The organism is uncultured Parabacteroides sp. (assembly GCF_947855115.1).
GTDB lineage: Bacteria > Bacteroidota > Bacteroidia > Bacteroidales > Tannerellaceae > Parabacteroides.
Window position 1 is genome coordinate 18,102 of sequence record NZ_CANTZW010000003.1, and the last position, 26,424, is coordinate 44,525.

21 protein-coding genes are annotated in these 26,424 nt (G+C 40.6%); 6 read left to right on the forward strand and 15 right to left on the reverse strand.

Translation table 11 applies throughout. The annotated features are described in order from the left end of the window. Positions 1–253: 253 nt before the first annotated feature. The 14 genes from Q0110_RS03375 to Q0110_RS03440 all read right to left on the reverse strand — a co-directional run bounded on the left by Q0110_RS03375 (position 254) and on the right by Q0110_RS03440 (position 17,645). On the reverse strand, positions 254–1,321 hold the full coding sequence (locus tag Q0110_RS03375) for an NAD(P)-dependent oxidoreductase (RefSeq protein WP_297902532.1): 1,068 nt from the start codon (positions 1,319–1,321) through the stop codon (positions 254–256). Then, positions 1,318–2,037, reverse strand: a complete 720-nt coding sequence (locus Q0110_RS03380; RefSeq protein ID WP_297902535.1) for an IspD/TarI family cytidylyltransferase — start codon at positions 2,035–2,037, stop codon at positions 1,318–1,320. Before Q0110_RS03380 ends, Q0110_RS03375 begins: the two co-directional genes overlap by 4 nt. A gap of 33 nt (positions 2,038–2,070) precedes the next feature. After that, positions 2,071–2,925 carry a LicD family protein gene (locus Q0110_RS03385; protein WP_297902538.1) on the reverse strand — a complete coding sequence of 285 codons (855 nt, stop codon included), beginning with the start codon at positions 2,923–2,925 and terminating at the stop codon, positions 2,071–2,073. A gap of 654 nt (positions 2,926–3,579) precedes the next feature. Continuing rightward, the gene (locus tag Q0110_RS03390; protein ID WP_297902541.1) at positions 3,580–4,692 is read right to left on the reverse strand and encodes a glycoside hydrolase family 99-like domain-containing protein; all 1,113 of its coding nucleotides are present in this window, start codon (positions 4,690–4,692) and stop codon (positions 3,580–3,582) included. 156 nt (positions 4,693–4,848) lie between these two features. Further along, positions 4,849–5,496 carry an acyltransferase gene (locus tag Q0110_RS03395; protein WP_297902545.1) on the reverse strand — a complete coding sequence of 216 codons (648 nt, stop codon included), beginning with the start codon at positions 5,494–5,496 and terminating at the stop codon, positions 4,849–4,851. 52 nt (positions 5,497–5,548) lie between these two features. Continuing rightward, positions 5,549–6,691, reverse strand: coding sequence for a glycosyltransferase family 4 protein (locus Q0110_RS03400; protein WP_297902548.1), 1,143 nt, complete (start codon positions 6,689–6,691; stop codon positions 5,549–5,551). A 107-nt stretch (positions 6,692–6,798) separates the two neighbouring features. Continuing rightward, complete coding sequence (locus Q0110_RS03405; protein WP_297902551.1) at positions 6,799–8,064, reverse strand: hypothetical protein; 1,266 nt, start codon at positions 8,062–8,064, stop codon at positions 6,799–6,801. Positions 8,065–8,068: 4 nt separating this feature from the next. Beyond that, entirely contained in the window at positions 8,069–9,328 is a 1,260-nt protein-coding gene (locus tag Q0110_RS03410; RefSeq protein WP_297902554.1) for a flippase, read from the reverse strand. A gap of 15 nt (positions 9,329–9,343) precedes the next feature. Further along, positions 9,344–10,663 carry a nucleotide sugar dehydrogenase gene (locus Q0110_RS03415; RefSeq protein WP_297902557.1) on the reverse strand — a complete coding sequence of 440 codons (1,320 nt, stop codon included), beginning with the start codon at positions 10,661–10,663 and terminating at the stop codon, positions 9,344–9,346. A gap of 292 nt (positions 10,664–10,955) precedes the next feature. After that, positions 10,956–12,512 (reverse strand): ATP-binding protein, encoded by a 1,557-nt coding sequence (locus tag Q0110_RS03420; protein WP_297902560.1) that lies wholly within the window; start codon positions 12,510–12,512, stop codon positions 10,956–10,958. 250 nt (positions 12,513–12,762) lie between these two features. Then, entirely contained in the window at positions 12,763–14,676 is a 1,914-nt protein-coding gene (locus Q0110_RS03425; protein ID WP_297902563.1) for a nucleoside-diphosphate sugar epimerase/dehydratase, read from the reverse strand. A gap of 15 nt (positions 14,677–14,691) precedes the next feature. Continuing rightward, the gene (locus tag Q0110_RS03430) at positions 14,692–15,093 is read right to left on the reverse strand and encodes a hypothetical protein (RefSeq protein ID WP_297902566.1); all 402 of its coding nucleotides are present in this window, start codon (positions 15,091–15,093) and stop codon (positions 14,692–14,694) included. 28 nt (positions 15,094–15,121) lie between these two features. Further along, the gene (locus tag Q0110_RS03435; protein ID WP_297902569.1) at positions 15,122–16,177 is read right to left on the reverse strand and encodes a transcriptional regulator; all 1,056 of its coding nucleotides are present in this window, start codon (positions 16,175–16,177) and stop codon (positions 15,122–15,124) included. Between the two features lie 535 nt (positions 16,178–16,712). Further along, positions 16,713–17,645 carry a site-specific integrase gene (locus Q0110_RS03440; protein ID WP_297902573.1) on the reverse strand — a complete coding sequence of 311 codons (933 nt, stop codon included), beginning with the start codon at positions 17,643–17,645 and terminating at the stop codon, positions 16,713–16,715. An 86-nt stretch (positions 17,646–17,731) separates the two neighbouring features. Between Q0110_RS03440 and Q0110_RS03445 the strand changes: the two genes are divergently transcribed. The 6 genes from Q0110_RS03445 to Q0110_RS03465 all read left to right on the forward strand — a co-directional run bounded on the left by Q0110_RS03445 (position 17,732) and on the right by Q0110_RS03465 (position 23,214). Further along, on the forward strand, positions 17,732–18,121 hold the full coding sequence (locus Q0110_RS03445) for a DUF2007 domain-containing protein (protein WP_297902576.1): 390 nt from the start codon (positions 17,732–17,734) through the stop codon (positions 18,119–18,121). A gap of 13 nt (positions 18,122–18,134) precedes the next feature. Beyond that, complete coding sequence (locus Q0110_RS18275; RefSeq protein WP_366139634.1) at positions 18,135–18,317, forward strand: hypothetical protein; 183 nt, start codon at positions 18,135–18,137, stop codon at positions 18,315–18,317. A gap of 165 nt (positions 18,318–18,482) precedes the next feature. After that, positions 18,483–19,817, forward strand: coding sequence for an NADP-specific glutamate dehydrogenase (locus Q0110_RS03450; protein ID WP_297902579.1), 1,335 nt, complete (start codon positions 18,483–18,485; stop codon positions 19,815–19,817). Positions 19,818–20,002: 185 nt separating this feature from the next. Next, positions 20,003–21,433 carry an RNase adapter RapZ gene (locus Q0110_RS03455; RefSeq protein ID WP_297902581.1) on the forward strand — a complete coding sequence of 477 codons (1,431 nt, stop codon included), beginning with the start codon at positions 20,003–20,005 and terminating at the stop codon, positions 21,431–21,433. After that, positions 21,430–22,167, forward strand: a complete 738-nt coding sequence (locus Q0110_RS03460) for a nucleotidyltransferase family protein (RefSeq protein WP_297902584.1) — start codon at positions 21,430–21,432, stop codon at positions 22,165–22,167. The genes Q0110_RS03455 and Q0110_RS03460 overlap by 4 nt, the downstream gene beginning before the upstream one ends. Positions 22,168–22,182: 15 nt before the next feature. Then, on the forward strand, positions 22,183–23,214 hold the full coding sequence (locus Q0110_RS03465; RefSeq protein ID WP_297902587.1) for an endonuclease/exonuclease/phosphatase family protein: 1,032 nt from the start codon (positions 22,183–22,185) through the stop codon (positions 23,212–23,214). Between the two features lie 82 nt (positions 23,215–23,296). On the opposite strand, the gene Q0110_RS03470 is transcribed toward Q0110_RS03465, so the two are convergent. After that, positions 23,297–26,251, reverse strand: coding sequence for a PEP/pyruvate-binding domain-containing protein (locus Q0110_RS03470; RefSeq protein WP_297902590.1), 2,955 nt, complete (start codon positions 26,249–26,251; stop codon positions 23,297–23,299). Positions 26,252–26,424: the final 173 nt, after the last annotated feature.

The window sequence follows — 26,424 nt, forward strand, 5'->3', positions numbered from 1 at the left end:
CTCAATAAGATCTAACCAAGTAATAGATACCCATCAACTTTCACTGATATTATTGATTTGTAAGTATCCTTGTACCATTAGGAGAATATATTGTAAGGTCTCTAATCGAAATTATGAATTTCTGTATCAATATACCTTTAAGCAAGCCTTTCGTTTGGTATTGAGAGTAGAATCTTCCTAAAGACTCCTCTACATCCATAAATATATCTTTTGTATGATTATTACCATATATTCGAATACAAAATCTATAAAATCATAATGATCCTTTCATTACATTTATCATTCGATCATACATATCACTTAAATTTCTTTTAGGGAACCAGCCTAAATTTCTTAATTTTTGAGTATCCAAGTCTAAATATAATGTATTTGCATATCCCAACCTAGATATATCTTGTTCTTCCACTACAACCTGAATACCATATTTCTCAGCAACAAGATATGCCATTTCATAAATAGAACAAAATGTATCTTCATTGGCCGCAGTATAAATTTGTCCGATTACACCTTTCAATAGAACTGTAAGAATTGCAGCCACAGCATCTGCTGTATATAAATAGTTTCTTTTCGTTTCTCCTTTAGTTTTCAATATAATATTTTCCCCAATAATAGCACTACGAGCAAATTCCGCAAAAACTCTTCTATCATTGAAACTGACACCCGGCCCAAAGGTCTGAGATAAACGAACTATTTTAGCAGGAACTCCGTATTCCATTGCATAAGAACAACATAAGTTCTCACAAAGTTGCTTACTTAATGGATAGCTATTCCTAATATTTGTCGAATCAAAAGATCCAGCATCTTTCTCCGTCACTTTGTATCCTCTTTTAGGAGTACCAAAAACTTCCATTGTTGACAAATAAACAAAACCTTCTACCTTTTTTTCTTTTGCGAATTCTAAAAGATTACATGTACCTTCAAATGAAACCCTTATTACTTCAACCGGATTACTCACAAAGTATTGGCTAGATGTTGGATTGGCACCATGGATAATATAATCAATTTTACTAGCATTAATTATTACATTTGTTATATCACCAAGTACAAATTCCAATTCATCATAAGACTTAATAAATGTCTCATATATTTCTTTTGCCTTATTTTGATTTCTAATTAGTGCTATAACTCGTAATCTAAGATTCATCTTTCTACTCACATATAATAAAGTCTTGATTAAAGTTGAACCTATCAGCCCTGTAGCACCAGTGACAACAATTGTTTTTTCTTTTAGTTTTTTCCAATCTATATAATCAGCTAATAATATAGATTCCATATCATCTTCATATATCGACATACATTGTATACCTTCACAAATTTTCATATACCCAATATTTGCAGATTTTCTCTTGCATCAATGATCGCTCTAAAAATATAAAAGTCTCCTGGTGTCGTAATTTTAATATTCTCTGGCGTTCCCTCAACAGTATATAATTTATAACCATAATTTTGCATTAAACAAGCAGAATCTACAAATTCTTTGCCCCCATCAACTTGAGCTCTATAATGGGCATCCAAAATATCTTTTAAATAAAAACATTGCGGCGCCTTAGCCAATTGACATTGAGAACGATCTATAATCTGTCCTACTTTACCTTCTTCTCCTTTCAATGCTATAGTTTCTATAGCAGGAGAAACAGTTACAGCAGAACCATGTTTTCTTACACACTCTAAATCTTTTGTAATCGTTTCTTCATCAATAAGTGGCCTTACTCCATCATGAATCAAAACAATAGAATCTCCAGAAAACTGCTCAGCAGCCTTTCTCAATCCTTTATAAATAGATTGTTGCCCAGTATTACCCCCAGGAATAATCGCACAAATTTTTGACAAATGATATTTTTCTGCCAAATCAAAACAGTAATCTAGCCAATCCTGAATACTAACTAAAATAATATGATCTATCTCATTATGTTGTTGAAATTGTTCCAATGTGTAAACTAAAATAGGTTTTCCATGTAATTCTAAAAATTGTTTTGGTCTTGTTTTCGTATTCATTCGTTGACCAGTACCACCTGCAAAAACAATAGCAATATTCATTAAATCAATTTATTTTAACATTAAACATATTTATCACTTATTACAATAATAAATCCCTTTAAACTTTTTATATGACTCAGTCGTACTTAAATAAACAACTTCATGCTTCGCCACTCTATGTTCAATAGGAGGTAGCGTCATATAGTCTCCCCAAATTCTAGTCAAATAACGTTTATATCCCACCATTACAGGCAATTGATATCCCTCAAAATCTTTTCTTATCACATTTTCAAAATCTTTTTTTGGATGTCTCAATAACATTCCATGAATAGCACCTATTAATTCTGTAACCTCAACACAATCATTCCAAGAATATTTAGACATCTGTTTTTCCGCATGTTTCCACAATCTATAGCGTATATTTTGAGATGGTACAATTTTATATATAACACTAGTAATTATCCTTATAATCCAACCCTTATTATTTGGTAATCGCTGAACATTAAATAAGCTAAACATAAAAGCATTGAATAATTGTCTTAGCCGTTTAATAAAAGATTTAGGACAACCATCAATGGGCATAATCTCTAAAGCTAAACCATGACAAATATCTTCTTGTACACTATGCTTATTAATATAAGTTGTCCCTACATCCCGGATAGAAGCCCCTCCATCATGATAATTATGATCTTTATCAGTACGGCAATATACATATCGATTAGTATCCGAAAACTTATTCCAAATTTCTCCTAATTTTTCATAATCTTCACGTGGCATAAATAAATCAATATCATCATCCCAAGGTATAAATCCATGATGACGTTCTACACCTATAAGGCATCCACCACAAAGTGAATATCTTAAATGATGTTTTGTACAAAAATCATCGAAATACAAAAGAATATCTAACATTTTATTTTGCAATTCTTTAATATCAACTTTCTCCATTTCCATACTTCATTTTTTAGTAACAACTATATATAACTACCAGTCAACATCCCAAAGTCTATAATCATATGTCACTAGATAAACCATACCTATACCTTTTCGTTATTGCCCCCTTATATACCTCTTTACGAACCTTCCTAGTGCCTCTCTGAACATGGGCTTAAAACCGAAATTCTCTCCTAAGACAATGGTATCCACATTAATTGTAGGGTTGTCAAACTTTACCTTTCCTTCAAACGTTCTACATAACTGTTCTCATCATACTAGCGTTCGTTTTCAAAAGCACTTTTAAATCATCCGAGAAAAGCTCTGCATTTGGTTTGAAACCTTGATTTACTACTTCAACTAATTATTATTAGCATGGAAAATACAAACCTAATGGACGATGTATTTGAATTGTATAGACTCCTACTCATCACCTATAAATAGTATTAAAATCATTTTTTTACGAGTATCCTTATACTGTTTTTTAAAGATGTTATAGGAACCTTGTTCTTAACACAGATACACAGGAGAGATTCTCCATGAGATAAGACTTTGATTTAGCTCTGAGAATAAGAAGCTTCTAGATCTTACAACTTACATATTTTTTTAATTTTGCTCGCAACGAAGGTATAGCCTGTAATATAAGCCCTAATTTGAATACCCCAATTCCTAAAAATCAAATTCATCTATAGCTTCTCTCAAAGCATTAATATACTTTTTACCCCATTTTAAATCTGGTTCAATATAATTTCCTTCTGCCCATTCATTCCAAGATTTAAGAAAAACGACTTTATCTTCATCTGATTTATTTCTAATCCTATACAATATCATACTTACATGTTTTTTAAATAAAGAAGGTGTTGATTCCTTATAAATATAAGCGACTGGCCCTCGACGAGGAGAATTATCCCATGCAGGAATAATGTTAGGATATACTTTTTCAATCTCATAAGAAGAAGAATCTATCATATCAATAGCTTTATTATAGGAAACTACATTTAAGGAATATCCTAGCATAAGAGATATTAATTTGCGAAAATACATCCAATATAATTTTAACTTTCCATACTCAATCCTCCAAGGTGCATATAATCTACACAATGATATAGCATCATATTTTTGAAATTCTTGTTTATTCAAATCTGTTATATCTTCTGAGTTTGCTATAAAATAGAAACCTGGCAACCCATTATCTTTAGCAAGTATGTTCCAACGTTCTTTGAATGAATTAAAATCAGGAATGTCCATAGGAGAATAAATCAAAAACAACAATTTACCATGCAATTTAAAATATCTTTCATCTTTGAACGCTGGTAACATCGTATAAAAATGATTATCTATATCTTCCAGCCCTGGATATTCTTGTCTTATCAATTCTTTAGCCATAGCCATTTGTTTTTCACTATTCCATGACTTATTTATCCAAGAATGATTAGCCCAACCCAAACAAAAAGGAAAATCAGGTTTCCCCAATCTAATTACCTCTTTCAAAGGCTCTTCTAAAAGCTGTTTACCGTTACCGAACCAATAATGCCAATAACAAAAAGCAGACACTCCAGCTTCTCTTGCCAAAGCTGCTTGTTCTTCTCGAACTTGCGAAAGCCGTAAATCATAATAACCTAAATCTGCAGGGACATGAGGTTGATAATGACCCCAAAAATATTTTTTTGCTTTTCCTACACTTGTCCACTCTGTGAACCCTTTTCCCCACCATTTATCATTCTCAGGTATCGGATGAAATTGAGGTAAATAAAATGCTATAACTTTCACTTTATCAGACATCACACTCTTACAATTATATATTACTAATTATAAAAAAACACCATACATATTCTTATATGAATATATATTACAAACTTATTTCTAATAATACATCTATTTTTCAACCTAAAACATTCTTTATTATTTTACTAAATATTCAGATCTATTCTCTAATTTTCATTTCATATTTTTTAATATTTTTGCAGGTATTCCTCCAACTACACAATAAGGAGGTATATCTTTCGTCACCACCGAATTAGCTCCAACAATACAGCCTTTTCCTATATGTACTCCAGGAAGAATAGATACATTATCTCCTATCCATACATTATCTTCAATCACGGTACATCCCTTACTAATCAGACATCTATCTCCAGGAGGAATACAACTAGCAATAGACTCACCATGCGCATTATCTGTGATCAAAACATTACGTCCAGTAAGTACCCCATTTCCGATCACGACAGAATGAATAGCCGTAATTTTAGCGTTCATTCCAATATAGCAATTATCACCTATTATAATAGAAGGTTGAAAGAACTTCTGATTTCGATAAGAATCGTATGCTGTAAGTTCCATATTTCCCTCCAGTACAGTATTTTTACCAATAGATATATATTGAGGACCTTTTAAATAACAAAATCTGGAATTAATTAAGCTTCCTAAACCAAATGATTTAAAAAAACCTTTCATCATTCCTGTATAAAAACACCTCCAAAGAAATGAAAAGAGACGAAAAACAATGTCATACACACAAATATAAAAAACAAATTGACCAATACAAACAAACGACAAAAAAACTATCTTCTTAATATTTTTAATCATATTCATTTCCAACAATAAGTAATATTTAAACTTATAATATAACCATATTATTTTATCTATCACACAAAATTTCCTTATAAAACAAAAGAATATTTTTCACATATTCTTCTTCAGAATATAATTGTATAGCCTTTTTCTGAACGGATAAAGCAATCCTTTGATACTCGAATTTATCCAAAGATGCTACAACAAACATTTGCCTTAACAAATCGTCTGTAGTAAGAAAAGGGAAACCACCAACAGAATCCATAATTTCTTTCGTACCACCTGTATTACGACCAATAAGTAAACATCCTCGAAAGCAAGCCTCTGCGCTCATTCTTCCAAATCCTTCATTATAAGAAGCAACCACTAAAGCTGTCGCATTGTCCATCAAGGGCCTTACATCTTCAACATATCCACTAAACAGAACATTCTTCTCACACCCCAATTTCTTTGCTAAATCAACACACTGAGCGATATAAGATTCATTTCCAAAACCTGCTATGAGTAATTTGTAATCTACATGTTTCCTTAAAAACAAAGCAAATGCCCGAATAATATCCAAATGTCCCTTTTCTGGACTAACCCTACTGGCACATAAAAAGTACTTTTCCTTCGGATATATAAAATTTGCTTCCGATGCTTTAAATACACCATTGTATATAGTTCTTGAATAGGGGAAGTCTAATAAACCAAAATGTGCCTTTATATCATTTGTAATTGTTATCACATAAGATTTTCTCAACATTTGGCAATATGCAGAAAAACAAGGAAAAGCCTCCCAGTTAAAATCCTTATCTTGATACTCACGCAAATGCCAAACATGAGGTATTTTTAATCTCTTCGCAACTTTCAATCCCTCATGAATAACTCCCGTATTAGTATGTATAATATCCGGATTTTCACACATAGCTATTTTCTCAATTTTTGAAATACTATATTTTTTTGCAATCAATAAAAATACGCATTTAAACAGATTTACAAACAAGCATTTCAATGTTCTAGCCTGCATATAAACTGAAGAATATATTGGAACAGAATATGTTTTTATCCCATATTTATTCACTATATCCAAGAAACATTTATCAACATTTCTATTAGGATACACTATAATTGGAACTATATTATTATCAATTAGCCCATGCACCAACTTTAAACAAGAGATCGTAGCTCCTCCCATAATAGTACTATGTAAAATAAATAATAATTTCATAACAACAATATTAACTTAATAAAAGCACACTATAGAAATATATATAAACATTTTCATCAAATACTATATCAATCTAAACATAGGTCTTACACAAATAATAATCTTTATCAATACCTATCAACACATACAAATCCTTTGTTTTTATACACACTTTCATCTAAAAAAATCGCAGCTCCTATAAACAAAAACAGTTCTACTTCCCAAAGCGCATAAGGACGCTGCCAAAAAGATATGATATAAAGCAAAAGTAATCCAAATAACAATTTCGATTTGTGATAATATGTATACACTGAAAAGAATAGCAGCAAAACAATGATACCGAATAGTCCATATTTAACAATAAAAACTTTATAAGAGGCATTTCCTCCTTGTCCTCGATTATCCCCCCAAGAACTTTGGCTAAATATCTTTGGTCCAACTCCCAACAAACAATCCCCTCCTTTATAAAACTGTTGTTCATAATAGGAATCAAATGAGGCACTCGTTCGATTATTACCCCTGAGCCCTTTATCCTCATTATAATCTAAACGTTCTACTATTAATCGAGAAAATATTGAATTTGGATCATAAATATAGTAAGAAACTCCGACAACAACTATTAATAATAAATAGGCAAACGATAAAACAACACGTTTCAAAATTCTTTTGCTATTCATTATGTAGTATAATATAGCCCCAATAACCAACAATACATAAGCTGCTAATGACAAAGACGCAAAAATGGACAAAAGTAAAACAAATACTCTTGGTTGTTTCAATCTATATCCATTTATATAAAGCAACAAAGCAGATATCATACCTAAATGTCCTGGTTCTAAAAATACAGACTGAAAACGTACTATAGTTCCAGGTTCATTTTCTATTAACAAGAAAGGATAACATTTAAAATCAGAATAATTTGTATTGCCATCATATCTTATTGTTTCATAAGGAAGCTCTACACCTAACAAATATAAAATAAATGATATTAAAGAAATTCCTACTATTATCACAAAAATCCTTGTAAAAAGCAAAACCAACCGTTTCTTTTCCGTATCTTTCAACAAAAGTACAAAACAAACTAAAAATACATGTCGCAAAGCATACGAAAACAAACTTGTAATATTCTCTAAATGAAAGAGATCCAATACTGAATACATCACTAAACAGAAAAAACAGGAAACAAGATCAGACTTGCTTATCTTATGTGTAACAAATCTCATTCGGATTGAAACAAAAATAGATATCGCCAGGTAAACCACATAAGTCTTACCCCAAAACACAAAAATATGCATGGAGTAAAACATGATGACACACAGAAGCACCAAGCTCATCTCTGACAATAATCTATTTATTCCCCCCTTTTTCTCCAAGCAAAAATCTACCGCTCCCATTTTCTTATCTTTTCAATCTCAACAACCCCAACCGCCAATTCCTATAAACCAGCGACACGAAACAAAATCCCTCCACCATCACAGCCATCACCGTAACCGTGTACATATTTATATTTCTCGTAAGTAAAAGCAAACCTGTCCCTGCCAAGAAAAACAAGCAGTTACCTACCATCACCTTCATATAGACAGACGAATACCCCATCGGAACCAACCGGTTGCCTCCCAAAAAGCCATTGAAAGAAACAAAGATCGCAGATACCCCCAGCAACCGCATGACGGTAGAGGCTTCCTCCCTATATTCCCCGGTGAAAAGATATACGATCCAGTCGCTACCGAAAAACATACAAATGTAAGCCAGCAACACAGTTTTCGCCACCAGGAACATCACCTGATTCACGAAACGGATATTACGTTCTCGGGAAATCTTCGGGAAAACAGCTTGCGCCATCATGGAGATGGGGAGCTTCATCAAATGCAATACCTTATCCGCCATATCATAGATGGAGACCTCAGACATCCCCAAGAAGGCCCCGATCACCAACTTATTTACATTCACGTAAATCTGTGTGGACAAACTCGACACGAACAACGGGAAACTCTCCTGATAAGCCGATCTCAATTCCCACATAGGTATCACGGACAATTTTATTCTCTCCTTTCCCAACACAATATATAAAGACAAACAACCTGCCAATATAGCTCCAAAACCATTCAATAACGGAACTATCAAATAATCCTCCCGCTCACGAACAAACAAGAATATAGCCACCACGAACAACAAGCGGGCAGACAGGTTCACTATAGTGATATACTTCATCTTCTCGATCCCTTGGAAAAACCAGATAGGTAGAAAAAGCTCATTAAATGTCAATAAGAAAGAGAGAACATAGACCCAATAATAATCCTTGAAAAACGGAACTAAACTTATAATCAATAAATATACGACAAGGCAAATAAGCCATAATATCAATTTACATAAGTAAGTAGATGATACAATTCTAGATAAAAGCACTTTATCCTCCTTATAAACCGCCACTTTCCTCGCCCCAGACATATTGAATCCGAAGTTTATCACCAACGAGACATAGTTTATAATAGCTTGAGCAAATACGATCACACCATACAATTCCAACCCTATAACACGCAACAAATAAGGATAGGTCAACAAGGGGAATAGGATTGTAAATACCTGCAATATACTTAGGTATGAAAAATTCGCTAATACGGTTTTATTCCTACTTAGTTTGTCTTGAAAAAATACCATCTTATTAAATACGGGCTAATCCCTGAAAAAAATATCCCTTGTATAAACCTTCCCCGCTACATCATCCAAACAATTGTCATAACGATTAGCTATGATAGCGTGGCTCATCTCCTTAAATCGGGCTAAGTCATTCACGACCATACTGCCAAAGAAGGAAATTCCATCTTCCAAAGTTGGCTCATAGATGATAATTGCCGCCCCTTTCGCCTTGATACGCTTCATCACACCTTGGATAGAGGATTGACGGAAATTATCACTATTCGATTTCATCGTCAAGCGATAGACTCCGATCACGCAATCCTTCTCTTCCGAGTGTTGGAAGTCGTTCCGGTCACTGTAACCGTAATAGCCGGCCTTGCGCAATACCTGATCTGCAATGAAGTCCTTACGAGTTCGGTTGCTCTCCACGATGGCACTCATCATGTTCTGAGGTACATCTTGATAATTAGCCAATAGCTGCTTGGTATCTTTAGGCAAGCAATAACCTCCATATCCAAAGCTGGGGTTGTTATAGTGCGTACCAATTCGTGGATCCAAACCTACCCCTTGAATGATCGCTTGTGAATCCAATCCCTTCACCTCTGCATAGGTATCCAACTCGTTGAAATAGCTTACTCGCAAAGCCAGATAAGTATTGGCGAATAATTTCACAGCCTCTGCCTCTTTCATTCCCATGAACAGGGTGGGTATATCCTGCTTAATGGCTCCTTCTTGTAACAAGGCTGCAAATATTCGGGCTGCCTCTTCCAATGCAGGAATATCAGCAATCTTGCTTATCGCCTCGTTCTCATCGTTGAATTGTTCATCAGCTATCAGCTTCGGCGTTCCCACGATAATTCGACTTGGATATAAGTTGTCGTATAACGCCTTGCTTTCACGTAAGAATTCGGGCGAGAATAGTAGATTCAATTTCGAAACTCCCCTATTGGCATATTTCAGATAAAGACTCCGACAATAGCCCACAGGAATAGTCGATTTAATGACCATTATGGCCTCCGGATTAACACTTAGCACTAAGTCTATCACATCCTCTATATGATGCGTATCAAAGTAATTCTTCACTGGATCGTAGTTCGTGGGAGCTGCGATGACAATGAAGTTTGCCTCCCGGTATGCGGAGGTTCCATCTAACGTTGCCGTAAGATTCAGCTCCTTCTCTGCCAAGTACTTTTCTATGTATTCATCCTGTATGGGAGATTGCTTACGGTTAAGCATCTCTACCTTTTCTGGAATGACATCCACCGCTATTACTTGATGATGTTGCGCCAACAAAGTGGCAATACTTAGTCCTACATAACCGGTTCCGGCTACGGCTATCTTGATTTCTTTATTCATTTGATTGTTTTTTCGTTAGCACCAAACATTTCTCATCTTTCTAATTTTCAAAAAAGATGAAGTATTTATCAACCTACTCCTCTCAAACTCCGGCCTGTTTATCCCAAAGCTTAGCATTTGTACTAGACTGGAAGAGATTTTTTGGGGAAGACACAACAAGATTCACAGTTAAGTCATTTGTTTTAGATCAAGAAGGACAGAAAGTAAGTGCTCAAATTGGAACATACTTCTTAATTAGGACACTTCAAAAGTGTCCTAACTGAGTTTGGTAAAAAAATCACGTTTAGGTTCTTTATTCAATAACCCAATCCCCCAACGTATGCCGCTCACTATCAAAATTAATCCCAACCTTCACGATCGGCAACCCACAAAGAGCGAAGCGCTCTGGATAATTGCGCAAATTGATTTGCTCAAGGGCTATATCCGCAGTCTTATTTAACTTCAATTCCACGACATAGAGCGTTGTCGGGGTGCGCATCACCATATCCACACGTCCTTTCGGGGTACGGACTTCCACGTCCACATACATTCCTAGTAGGCTGAAGATTGTGTAAAGCAGGGACTGGTAATGGCCCTCGTAATCCGTATTGTCACATTGGGGGATGGTGGACAGGAAGGTCTGCAATAAACGCAGGGCATCGTCCATCCGCTCTCCGGAGATTGCCTCGAAAAGAAGGGCGACCGTAGTAAGTCCATCCGCTGTGTATTGATGCAAATAATTGGGCAATAAGCTCTTCAATAACCCCATACGCACCTCTTTATTGGGGATGTCGAGCGTGTATAAATTCGTGAGCGAGGAATAATCCTTTATCGTGATGTAACCGCTCTGATAGAGCAACGGCGTAATATCGACCATCCGTTCCGTGGGGGCGTCAAACGACTCTACCAAAACCTTGCGTGCGCCTATTTGCTGGGGTTTCACGTGATACTTGTTCAGCATCTCGATCAAATAGGTGGGCGTGCCGCTACCGAACCAATAGGAATTTAATTTACTGTCGGCTAATGCGTTCAACAGGCTGAAAGGGTTGTATATGTCGGGAGAGGGCCATGTGAAATGGTAACCGTCATAATTCGATTTCAAGGCGTCCAAGGCACCCTCCGGAGTAACACCGAGGTTGTCGGCCAAACGACCGATACCCTCGCCCATATGCTTGCGCATCTCCTCCTCCGTGATACCACAGAGGGCGGCGTACTCCGGGAGCATGCTGATGTTCTTGATATTGTTCAACTCGCTGAAGATGCTCAATTGAGAGAACTTCGTGATACCCGTCAGGAATACGAAACGTAAATAAGGATCGCAGGCTTTCAGCGGACTATAGAAGTTACGCATCACGTTGCGAAGCTCCGGCAACTCCTTCTCCTCATGCACCACGTCCAGCAAGGGAGCGTCGTACTCGTCGATCAAAACAACCACCTTTTGGCCAGTTTGGGCATAGGCACGTTTGATGAGACTTTCCAAACGTTGATTCGTATAAATAGCGCTCTCATCACGTCCGTATATCTGCTCGTAATCATACAATTTCCTCTCCAACTCACTCAGAAGCCGATCCTTGTCCATATGCTTCGCCGTGCTCATGTCAAAATGAAGCACTGGATAGCTTGTCCACTCCTTCTCCAGACGCTCGATAGTCAAACCCTCAAACAGACCCTTTCGCCCCTCGAAATAACTATGGAGCGTAGAAGTAAGCAACGACTTTCCGAAACGACGGGGACGGCTTAAGAATATATAACCAGACGCACCATGTGTCATTCGATAGATCAATTCCGTCTTATCTACATACACATAATTCCCCTCTCTCAATTTGGAGAATGTCTGTATCCCTATCGGATATAATCGTCGCCCTTCCATCTTCGTCTCTGTTTATTGGTTCGTCAAGGCAAATATAACGTTATTTCCCTAAACGATCAATTTTCAACCTTCTATTTTGACTTATCGCACCTAATACTCAAAGCGACACAAAAGTTCGCTTTTCGAAGAAGATATACAGACTTGTCCTAATCAGTATATCTCCTCAAGGCAAGTCAGTATATCTCCTTTTAAAAGTCAGTATTTTTGATAACTTTATTATTTTCTATCCCACACATCAATACCCAGTTCCCTATTTATCCAGTACCTCGTACTTGGAGTGCCGGCTCTTGAACTCGGGAACGATCTCCTTCATCTTGCCCACGATGGCCATATCGTCCCTCGAACGACCTAGGCCGACGAGTTCATCTATATCTTGGCAAACCGCATCATAATCGTACTCTCGCACCTTGGCGATCTTGATCTTCGGATGGAAGGTGGGTAATGTGATCTCCTCGTCGTTCAGTACCTCCTCGTACAGCTTCTCGCCGGCACGAAGCCCCGTGAACCGGATCTCCACGTTCTTGGCGCCCGAGAGCTGGATCATACGTTTTGCCAAGTCGATGATACGCACGGGCTTGCCCATGTCGAAGACGAATATCTCCCCGCCGTGGCCCATCGTGCCCGCCTCCAATACCAACCGGCAAGCCTCCGGGATCAACATGAAGAAACGGATGATATCCGGATGCGTCACCGTCACGGGGCCACCCTTGGCGATCTGCTCACGGAACAACGGGATCACGGAGCCGTTAGAGCCCAGCACGTTGCCGAAGCGGGTCGTGACGAACTGCGTCACGCCTTCCACACGGCCCTCCTTGATCGCCTTGTCGAGGCTCTGCACGTAGATCTCGCAGATACGTTTCGAGCAACCCATCACGTTCGTGGGGTTCACCGCCTTGTCTGTGGAGATCATCACGAACTTCCTCGTGCCATACCTCACCGCCAAGTCGGCGATCACACGGGTACCATCCACGTTGTTACCCACGCTCTCACAGGGGTTGTCCTCCATCATCGGGACGTGTTTATAAGCCGCCGCATGGAATACGTAGGCCGGGCGATGCTCCGAGAAGATCTCCTCCATGCGGGGCTTGTTAGCGATGTCCGCCACCAAGGTATAGGCGTTGATATCCCGCCAATCCCTCGCCATCATCAAGCGAATGTCGTGCAAGGGGGTCTCTGCCTGATCCACCAAGATCAAGCGATCCGGGGCGAACGAGGCGATCTGGCGCACCATCTCGCCACCGATGCTACCGGCGGCTCCCGTTATCAGGATGCGCTGGCCACGAAGCAAGCGGCCCACCGCCTCCATGTCTATCTCTATCTTTTCCCGGGGAAGCAGGTCCTCGATCTCCACCTTCCGGAGTTGCGTATGCGTCAAATCGCTCTTGCCATCCCATTCTCGTGCAGCCGGGGTCACGTAGATCTTGATCCCCGCCTCCGCCAGACGGGCCACCATATCCGGATGTTCCCGGATCGAGTCGCCCTTTAAGGGGGAGACGAAAAGGATCGTCGCCCGTTCCCGGCGCATGGCATCGATCAGCTCCTCATCGAAAGGGTACACACGCACTCCCATCAATATACGATTCTGCATGTTCCCGGCCTCCGAGACGAAGCCCGCCAGCACGTACTGTGCGGGATCCTGATTCTGGATGCTCTTCGCCAGACTGATACCGCCTTGCTTCACGCCGAAGATAAAGGCACGCTCAGCCTTAGACTGACGGAAGGTCGTCACATAGAAGTATTTCACGAACACACGCATCGCCCACATCAAGCTCATCGCCAGCAGGGAGGATAGCACAAGGTCCCGTTTACGGATATACACCAAGTAAGGCGAGAAGTCCGTGAGCTCCTGGAAGGCCACCACGCAAACCGCACCGAACAGAACGGCGAAGCCAACACGCTGCAGATCCACGAAAGAGGAGTAACGGATGATACCCGAGTACGTGCGGAACAGCCTAAAGCCCACCAGATAAGGCACCAAGCAAACACCCCACGTGAGCGACAGGTGCCAAAAGATATCCATCGTGGCGAAGATTCCGTTATTCAACGCATATACCAGCAGGCCTGAAAACAGGATCATCAAGCAATCCAGCAGGATAATGCTCCAATACGGCAACGCTTTCCTTGAAAAATACCACGTTGAGAGTTTAGAAAAAAGGTTCATCATGAAAAATTTAGGGGTTCATGTCAGCTGGGGCAGGCCCTCCACCTCGCCGGCATGCCATTTTCGGTAGTCAGTCAAAGGGGATTCGGGGACGGTTAGTACCACGTAATCCGTCTCGTTCCACCTCAAGATATGTTTACGGGCATACGAACGCAGCGAGCGATCCGTCACGGAGACCATCACGATCGGAAACGGGTAGGCGAACAGACGCAGCGGCGTGGTCTCGCTATCCGGGAAGGTGAGACGCAACTGATAGGCAGAACGCTCGAACGCCACCCAGTAGGGCCCTGTACAATATAAATGAATGAAGGTATGATTCGCACGCTCACGATCCATGATCTCGTTCAGGCGATCATTTAGCAATGCAGCTAAACGGATACCGGAGGGAACCTCAGACTTATCCATATCTGTTTTACGCATATGCTTTTTTGTATTATCTTTTTTCTTCTTATCTCAAATGTCCTAGCCAACGATCGTAATCAGCCAACCGACGGATCAAGGACAACTTACTCTTCTTAAGGGAGGATTCCTGATTCCACGGATCAATCAGTTCGTGCGCCCGGTAGTAGTAAATACTGCTATCCGTACAACCATAAAGCGTAAGTAGTAATAACGCTAACGACTGTTCCGCACGGATCAGGGGTAAGAATGAGACGATCGTTCCGATCAATGACTTCTGCCGCTCTTCGTCTCCAAGTATCGTATAAGCAGATAACAATAGAGAATAAAGTTTGCAGCGCATCACTGCAGAATCTAGCCGCAAACTCCCATAAGTACGCAAGACCTCTGCTGCCAACGCACGGTCTGCAGCCGTAACACCACAATTTCCCCAATGACGACCCAACGCTTCATGGAGACCATTCTGTATCCTTGGATTGTCCAGACGAGTATATACATGCTTACCCTCATCATTCAAGACGATCACCTCATACTCGCCCGGCTGAACACGTAATAGGGGAACCCACATCCAGTTATCCACACATACCATCACCTCCCGTTCACCAGCCCCCGGTTGTATCACCACGCTTGCCTCAACACCTTTGAAACGACCTTCCGTGATACGTACTCGGTCACCCTTACGCAAATAACCTACTTCAGGTACATACACCGGAAGCTCATCCGAATAAGAACGGGCAACCCAACGTAAATTCTCCATCTCACGATCGGAGATGAAAGGATATGAGCCACTGTTATCTACACTACGTAGAAAATTATACATGGGCAAATCTCGTTTCAAACGGAAGATCTCATACACAGAGGAGTAGATAAACACGTAATTATAGAGTAACGGACGGTGAGTCTCTACCAAACGCCCTTCCCGACGGCAGACCTCCACGAAAGAAGGGGCAAAAAAATCGAACGTAGGCTCGCCTAGGCGTATCCTGCGGTCTAATTCCCTTTGTAATCCTTTGGCTGGACCTTTGTGGCAAACGGGAAGAGATAACACATACCATTTCACAGCATGGATATCACGCAATGACAAAGGAGGAAAATCATGACCCATAGGTACTTCAAAGCCATATCAGCGTATACTATTAATACTCTGATAATCCAACATTTAAGTCAAATATTCTTTTTATTCCCGAAAATTTAAAAGCCATAGAAACCACATCCATCTCTCTTCTATCGGGATGTGAAAGATTGGCTACTTGGGAAGTAGCTTTGTTAGTGCTACTTGGGAAGTAGCGTAAAAGATGGGAAAATGATTATTGCCTAGTTGTAGAGACGGAGCGTGCTCCGTCTCCCACCGTCTGACAGTAATTTAAAATACCATTTTGAGGGGATGAGACGGGGCACGCCCCGTCTCTACAAGAGTATACACACAGGTTTATAGGGCATGGTGGAATGATTCCGGAAACAAGGGTTCGTTTCGCCTGTATCACCATGTCTATACATTAAGGATAAAATGGAAAAATCAAAAACATAAGGGAATGAACACCTGTAGAAAACAAACAAACATTTTTGTTTGCTTGTTTTTAGCGATTTTTCATTACATTTGCGGCGTGGAAGATTACGCTACTTCCCAAGTAACCGATTATCTACCCTACCTTTGATACATTATTATATATGTTCTCAAAGCAAGCTTTGTTTACCGCTGACATCTTATCCAAAGAGAAACTCTTTAAATAAATTTGCGTGGTCTTAATTGATTGATGTCCCAATAATTCACTGATCATCTCAATCGATACACCCTGTTCCTTCAATGCCGTGGCGAAAGAGTGACGGATTGAGTACGAAGTAATCATTTCAGTCACACCACAGGCTTTCGCCAGTTCCTTCAAAGATCTGTTAAAATCAGCCAAGGCAGAAGTATATTCCCGAAAGGCCTCCTCACCCGTTTTTGTTCCACTCAAGAATGCAAACAAATAGGGAGAATCCTGAAGCGTTCCGGCCATCAACGCCGCCAATAACTCCTTGGCTACAGGCTGTATCTCGACCAACATCGGTGTACCCGTTTTCTGTCGATTATATCTTAAGACTCCTCCCCGGATATCACTCTTTTTCAGATGGGCGAAATCTACAAATGCCATACCGCAAAACAAAAACATCAGGCATAATGCCTGCCGTGTCTTCAATAACTCCGGATCATCCAATGGATCGGTCATCAATAAACGCAACGATTCCATAGGCAGAGCCTTTTTCTGTTTGCTTTTCACTCCCATAAAGATCCCCTTGAACAAATAACGGGAAAAAGGAGCCTCCCCTTTTTCCATTGCTAGCCCATACACACGGCGAATCCTACGCATATAGGTAGATATCGTATTCCATGAACATCCTCTGCCCTGTAAATAGTCCTGATACCTCAAGAGTATTTCCCTGTCAATATAGATATAAGGAATCACCTCCCGCCCGCAAAAGCGCAAGAATGAATTCAAGGCATCTTGATAACTCTTGGCAGACGAATAACGTCCCTGTTCTCTTAATCGGGCTATATACATCCGCATACCCTCCACAAAATCATACTGTTTCATATTTTCCTTTATAAAAAAAGTAAATTACAATAAAAAACACGGTTAATTCGCGATTGTCTACTTACATTTGCAGAAAAACAAATACCATGGACAAGATCGTAGAAATAGCCAGGTTTACCTATCCGGCAGATGCCCAGCCATTGATGGCCCTATTAAGGTCGGAAGGGATAAAATGTTATCTCCGCAATGAGCTAAGCAGCCAGATCATGGCCGGTTATGTAGACGTAGGCGGCGCACGGGTGGAAATCCTGGAAAGCGATGTTCCTCGAGCCATGCAGGTGATGGAGGAAGGTGGTTACGACCTACCCCAGGAAGACGAGCAGACGGAACCGGTAGAGCAAGTCGCCGGATTCGCACGCCACATCCCTTTTTTACGAAAATATCCTTTAGAAAAACAAATTATGATCCTATTCGTCATCGTAGCTGTCTTTTTGGCTTTGGTGATTTATTTCGGATCTCTTATATCCTCAAAATAAACAAATGTAACTAATGGCACGCAGAAAGATAACAAATAGTCAAGCAGTGTGTATCACCTTATTATGGGGAATATTATGCTACATGCTGCTTATGTACAGCGAAACAATCAACTTTGATGTTATATTCGCCCTTGTAGCCTCCGCTATCATTGTGTTCGTTCCAATATATAAGAACTTCAAGCATAGAAAAGAGTAACATATCGTCATTTTTTCAAACTTAATATATCTAAATGATATTTTTTACGCATTTTACCTTTCAAATATTTGCAAGTATTAAAAATTAGCTTACCTTTGCCACGCCATTAAACAAATGGCGCACGGATAACAAAATGGTATAACATTCTAAATATAAAATTCAGTCATGAAGGCAAGTGAAGTTTTAGACAACTTGAAAAGAAGATTTCCGAACGAACCGGAATATCATCAAGCAGTATCAGAAGTTTTAGGGACTATCGAGGAAGCTTACAATGAGCATCCGGAATTTGAGAAAAGCAACTTGATCGAGCGCCTTTGTATTCCCGATCGTATTTTCTCTTTCCGTGTAACTTGGACAGACGATAAAGGACAAATCCAGACAAACATGGGCTACCGCATTCAACACAACAACGCAATCGGCCCGTATAAAGGTGGTATCCGCTTCCATGCTTCCGTAAATCAATCCATCCTTAAGTTCTTGGCTTTTGAACAAACGTTTAAAAATTCACTGACAACATTGCCAATGGGGGGTGGAAAAGGAGGTTCCGATTTCAGCCCGAGAGGTAAGTCAAACGCCGAGATCATGCGTTTCTGCCAAGCCTTCGTCCTTGAATTGTGGCGTCATATCGGCCCAGACACAGATGTTCCCGCTGGTGATATAGGCGTAGGTGGACGTGAAGTCGCTTATATGTATGGAATGTACAAGAAATTGGCTCGTGAGAATACGGGTACTTTTACAGGTAAGGGGATTGAGTTCGGTGGCTCTTTGATCCGCCCGGAAGCTACAGGTTACGGAAACGTATATTTCTTGTTACAAATGTTAAAGACTCGTGGCATTGATATCAAAGGTAAAGTGGTTACGGTATCCGGTTCCGGAAACGTGGCTCAATATACGGTAGAAAAATTAATCAGCCTTGGGGCAAAAGTTGTCACGATGTCAGACTCCGACGGTTATATTTATGATCCAGATGGTATCGATTGTGAGAAGCTGGATTATATCATGGAGTTGAAGAATTTGTATCGCGGTCGTATCCGTGAATACGCAGAGCAATATGGATGTAAATATGTACAAGGTGCTCGTCCTTGGGGAGAGAAATGCGATATCGCCATGCCTAGCGCAACCCAAAATGAGTTGAATGGCGATGATGCCAAGGCTTTATTGGCCAACGGGTGTTTCGCTGTATCCGAAGGAGCCAACATGCCTTCTACACCAGAAGCGATCGATGCCTTCCTAGAGGCCAAGATCCTTTATGCCCCGGGTAAGGCCGCTAACGCTGGCGGTGTATCCGTTTCTGGTCTTGAGATGACCCAAAACGCACAGAAGTTAAGTTGGAGTAGCGAGGAAGTTGACCAGAAACTTCAAAGTATCATGGAGAATATCCACGAGCAATGCGTAAAATACGGAAAGCAAGAGGATGGCTATGTAAACTACGTGAAAGGGGCTAATGTAGCAGGTTTCATGAAAGTAGCCAAGGCTATGATGGCACAGGGGATACTCTAGGTAATTGAAAATAGAGAATTGAAAATTAGTTAGAAGAGGAACGTTATTTATTGATGATCATACAAGTGAAGGGGATAGCTTTGAAGGCTATCCCCTTTCTTATTTCTGACGAAGCCCCAATTTTCAATTTTCAATTCTCAATTTTCAATTAAAAAGCGGTATCTTAGTGCCGTAAATCAATAAGTATGATAACAGAAGAACTTAAGAGATTATACCAATCATACACAGGAATACCGGCAGAGGAAATAACAGAGTTACCCTCGTCCGGATCTAACCGACGGTATTTCAGGATAAAAGGACCTGAAACGTTGATTGGAGTCAGTGGTACTTCTATTGAGGAAAACAAGGCTTTTATCTATATGGCGAAACATTTCCGCCAAAAGGGGCTACCCGTTCCACAAGTATATGCCAGCTCGGACGATCATTCGTTTTATATTCAAGAAGATTTAGGAGATACACTTCTTTTCAACGCTATCGAGAAAGGACGGAAAAGCAGGGTCTTCGATGAGGAAGAACGTAACTTATTACGCAAAACGATTACAAAACTCCCAGATATCCAGTTTTTGGGATCCGACGGCTTTGATTTCTCGTATTGCCATCCACAAGCTGAGTTTAACCAACGGTCTATCCTTTGGGACTTAAATTATTTTAAGTACTGTTTTTTAAAAGCCACCGGAATGGAATTTCAGGAAAATCGCCTGGAAGATGATTTCTTGAAGATGAGCGATGTGTTGTTGCGCAGTTCTTCTGCCACATTTCTATACCGTGATTTCCAGTCTAGAAACGTTATGATAAAAGATGGGGAACCTTGGTTTATTGATTTTCAAGGAGGACGAAAAGGCCCGGTTTACTACGACGTAGCTTCCTTCCTTTGGCAAGCGAAAGCGAAGTATCCGGAAGACTTACGTAACGAATTACTATCGGATTATATCACGGCCTTACGTAAATATATCCCGGTAGATGAGGCTTATTTCCATAGCCAATTACGTCATTTCGTCTTGTTCAGGACTTTGCAGGTACTAGGAGCTTATGGTTTCCGAGGATATTTCGAGAAAAAGCCCCATTTCATTCAAAGTGTCCCGTTTGCTATCGAGAATCTGAGACAACTATTGAAAAATGACTATCCAGAATATCCCTATTTATGCTCCGTACTGCGTGAACTTACCGGGTTAAAACAATTCACGGACGATATCCAGAAACATATGCTGGAAGTAAAAGTCATGAGTTTCGCTTATAAAAAAGGAATCCCCAACGATCCCAGCGGGAATGGAGGTGGATTCGTATTCGACTGCCGGGCCATAAACAATCCCGGCAAATACGAGCGTTACAATCATTTCACCGGTTTGGACGAACCCGTGATCCAGTTCTTGGAGGATGACGGGGAAATCACGACCTACCTCGAGCATGTCTATCATATCGTAGATGCTTCGGTAAAACGATATATAGACCGTGGATTCACCAATTTGATGATTTGTTTCGGATGTACAGGTGGACAGCACCGTTCGGTCTATTCCGCACAACATCTGGCAGAGCACCTAAACGCTAAATTTGGAGTAAAAGTACATTTAGTACATAGAGAACAGAATATAGAACAACTATTTAGCCCTACATTATGAAAGCTATGATCTTTGCGGCCGGTACAGGTTCCAGGTTGAAACCGTTGACCGATCACACGCCAAAAGCGCTTATACCTATCGGGGGCAAACCGATGCTAGAGCACGTTATATTGAAACTGAAATCCTCCGGTTTTGACCAGATCGTGATCAATATCCATCATTTAGGGGAGCAAATCGTAGAATTCCTGGAGGCGAACAACAACTTCGGAGTCCAGATCGAAATATCTAATGAAAGCGACTATTTACTGGATACAGGAGGAGGAATCAAGAAAGCCACCTCTCTTTTATGTGGAAACGAGCCGTTCTTGATACATAATGTCGATATCTTATCGAACGTAGATTTAAAGAAACTATACGATACCCATGTACAAACAAACCCGTTGGCCACCTTACTCGTCAGCCAGCGTAATACCTCACGTTATCTATTATTTAACAAGGAGAATAAACTGTGCGGTTGGCGAAATCATGAGACTGGTGAGGTTAAATCTTATTATCCCTATTTTGACCCGAATCAACACAACGAGTACGCCTTTAGCGGAATCCACGTTCTCTCGCCTAAGATATTGGAACTGATGGAGGAATGGACAGGGAAGTTCTCTATCATCAATTTCTATCTGGCTATTTGCGCCAAAACTGATATCAGAGCTTATATGGAGGATAATCTGAAACTACTAGACATCGGTAAACCGGAGACTCTGGCTACCGCCGAGGAATGGTTACGACAAAACATCTAACAAAATATTACACTCATGAGAAAAATTAGTTTTATCTATTTTCTCTTGTTTATCGTATTGGGCTTTTGCTCTTGCAAACAAGAGAAAACTTTCAAAGTTCTTCAATTCAACATTTGGCAGGAAGGCACCGTCGTAAAAGGAGGTTTTGATGCCATTGCGGATGAGATCATAAGAAGTAACGCTGATTTCGTTACGTTAAGCGAGGTACGTAACTATCACCAAACCCGTTTCTGCGACCGGATCGTGGAAGCACTGAAACAAAGAGGGCAAACATACTATTCTTTTTATACTGAAGATTCCGGTCTGTTAAGCCGTTATCCAATCACGGATAGTACGACCGTTTATCCATTGAACGATGACAGGGGTAGTATGTACAAGGCCATTACTCACATTGGCGATACTGAGGTAGCTCTTTACACCGCCCATTTGGATTATCGTAATTGCGCTTACTACGATGCCCGAGGATACAACGGAAACACATGGGACGAAGAACCTCCCGTCACCAACCTAGACACACTCCTATGGCTGAACGAACAATCTGTACGCGATGATGCCATCGCTTGTTTCCTTAAAGAGGCGAAAAAAGACCGAGAAGCCGGACGGATCGTCATCCTTGGAGGAGATTTTAACGAGCCCTCCCATCTGGATTGGACAGAAGCGACCAAAGGTATAAGAGATCACCAAGGATTAGTCGTTCCTTGGCATGTATCTGTCATGCTGGAGAAAGAGGGCTATAAAGATACCTACCGAGAGATTTTCCCAGATCCCATAACTCATCCGGGATTTACCTGTCCAGCAGATTGTAAGGATATCGCTTTGGAGAAATTGGTCTGGTCGCCGAAAGCAGACGACAGAGATCGCATTGATTTCATTCATTACGCACCGTTCGAGGGATTAACACTTACGGACGTATACATCATCGGTCCGAAAGGTGATATCCTCTGTGGACAAAGAGAGACGGAAGAAACCTCCGACCCGATCATGACTCCCCTTGGAATCTGGCCGACCGACCATAAAGCGGTTCTCGCCACTTTCCTCTTAAAATAAAAAATGGATTTGCGAGACCGCCTTATCGTTTGTCTCGCAAATCCACTAATTAACAAATATCTACTCTTGAAACGAGCGTTTATTACGGCTTCAATACCACACCCAAACTTTTCTTCCCATCCATTTTAATCGTAATCGGAGTGTCAAAATGTACATGACGAAGAAATTCCGTCTCTTCTACGGCTGTCCGTGCGTTCAGAAATGCCTCATCAAACCAACCATCTCCCTTAAACGGATTAATCGTAAAATAACCTACTCCGAACGAAGTCAGGTTCTGGAAGAAATGAGTACCTTGACTCGGATCTACCCGATAATTCTCCAATCCACATTCCACGATCACCCGTGCATTACTGATATGCGGCCATTTCACAGGAATACCCAACCAAGAATCACTACTTCCCCATCTACCGGGACCTACTAACACATATCCTTTTTCTTGATCGGTAAAAGAACGGTTTATCTTCTCAATCTCATAAGCGATTAACTGATTATTGGATGAATTAAAAGCACCAGTCTTTACATATATAATATCCTGTACATCGTTTACTATACCATGTCCTAAAACGCTGGTAGAAGAAAGGATAGTCTCCTCATTCTTCACCACTGTCAGATCCTCGTCCATGATTTCTTTATTATCGACAATCGGACGGATTTGCAACAGATAGAAAGTCGCCTTCGTATGATCCAACGGGTCCATGTTGACAGCAAACTCGATCTCGACCGGACGCCCCATCTCCTGCTGCCCGATCCGCAAAATTTGATCCAATGTATCCGCTAGCGGGAATACATCATGCTGAAGGATATTCACAAATGAAAGAATCTTACGACCTCCCGGATAATAACCGTCACGGATAATCTGATCGTACGGATCGTATGTAGAAACAATATATTTCAGGGAACCTTCAGCATCCGCATCTTTCAAACCCAGCTTCACTAAGTTAAAGGCATCATCTACTGAGAAAGCCTCTGCCATATTCTTCAAATCCAAGGCATAAAAACGAGTCTGCGTCTCTCGTAAGGCAAAATCCATCGTACTCATCTGCAGAATATTATGGGGATGTCGGGGAGAGAAACGCAAGGTTTGCCCGCCATCGACAATATATTTACCCAATCCCAAGGCTATATTCGCAATCCCATCCTCAGCTTTCTCATTACCGATCGGATAGAAATTCAAAGAACGGGCCACACCCGACAACGTCGGGTAGAAATGATCATTATAACGAGAACCGACCACTTCTTGTAAGACGACAGCCATCTTCTCCTGATCAATCAAATTGGAAGTCGCTGTCATATACGCTTTACTATCCTTATAAAAGACAGAGGCATATACCGCTTTGATAGCATCACTTACTGTACGAAGCATCTCGTATTTCTCCTCGATCTTGGGTACCATATATGTAGAATAGATTCCAGCGAAAGGCTGATAATGAGAATCCTCCAGTAAGCTGGAAGAGCGTATAGCAATCGGGCTCTTCACCACATCGAAGAAAGCCATCAAATCTTCAATCAAACGGGTGGGCAGGCTGGCACGCAAGAAATACCGTAAGATCGTCTCGTCATCCGCATCGCCCAACGCCACCGGATACAACTCGTTCGTCTCCATGAACTCATCGAAAATATCGGTACAGATCACAACCGTCTTCGGTATATTCACGGCAAAATTATCACGCTCCAACTTAGGATACCGTTTTACCATCGCACCGATAAAGGCAAGACCTCTACCCTTACCTCCCAATGAACCATCACCGATACGGGCAAAATTACTGTACTCATCAAAACGATCTTTCTGATAGACCGCCACGACACCGGTATTCTTCATCCGGCGATATTGCACGATCAAGTCGAAAATCAATTTTCGAGCCTCATCCATATCCTTATAGTCACTCACGTCTACATGTTTCAATACCTCGGCGGGTGGAAACATAGCACGGGAATAAAAGAAACGTGAGAAATGATTCCGGGAAAGATGATACACCAACGAATCGTCGGGTATCTGGAAGACCTTCTTTTGAAGGTCCTTCAAGTCCCTGATACGCATAATCTCCTCCTTCGTATGCGGATTCAAGATAACAAAATCACCAAAACCGAAACGCTGCATGATTTTCTTTCTCAAATCTTGCGGATAACTCTTGGAGTTTTTATCAATGAACGAGGCGTTCAGTTCCTTCGCATATATATGATTACTGGCTTCCGAGGATTCTAACACGAAAGGAATGATCAAACCTGTCTTCCTCACATACTGCCCGAATTTATAACCGGCATACGGATCTTTCACGCCATCGTGCATGAAACTCATATCCGAAATAATACCTAGCATATTATCTCGATACTGGTTAAAGATACGTACTGCCTCCTCATAAGTCCGGGCCAATTTAATCTTTGGACGACCACGCATACGCAATGTACGCTGGTGATCGTTCAACGCCTCCTTCGCAAACATCTGGCTTTGTTCTAAAACGAATTTATACAAGTGAGGCAAAGCGGAGGAATAAAAACGGATGGAATCCTCCACCAAAAGAATGATCTGTACTCCCACGCTAGCCGTATCGTCCGGAGCGTTCATCTTATCCTCGATTAACTTGATGATCGCTAGTAACAACTCTGAGTTTCCTAACCAACTGAACACGTAATCGATAGCGCTCAAATCTTCATTTGCAATCCGTTTGGATACCTCCTTCGAGAAAGGGGTTAACACCACGATCGGGATATTCGGATAATGCACCTTTATCTCAGTCGCAGCGGCGAATATATCCCGATTATCCATATTCGGCATACAAATGATCAATTCGAAGTTCCGATTCTTCAACTCATTCAAAGCCTCCTCCTCGGTAGTCACCTGCGTAAACCGGGGAGGATAACGTAAGCTTAAGGACGTATATTCATTAAATATTTGCTCATCCACACGTCCGTCATCTTCCAGCATGAAGGAATCGTATTTCGTAGCGATAAGCAATACATTATATATACGCTTATTCATTAGATTGGCAAACGGGGTGTCTCTGAACACCAAGTCTTTTAAGTTCGGTATACCGCTCATAATAGATTCAGATAGAATTATTCGAGTCAAATGTAAGGAAAAATAATAACTATTGAAACATGAAAACACGCATTCTAACTCAAACCGAAAACTTTTAGGCTTCCACTGATAAAAAGTAAGTAAAACTCTTGGTCATTCCAAAGAATTACCTACATTTGCCAACAGAATGTTAT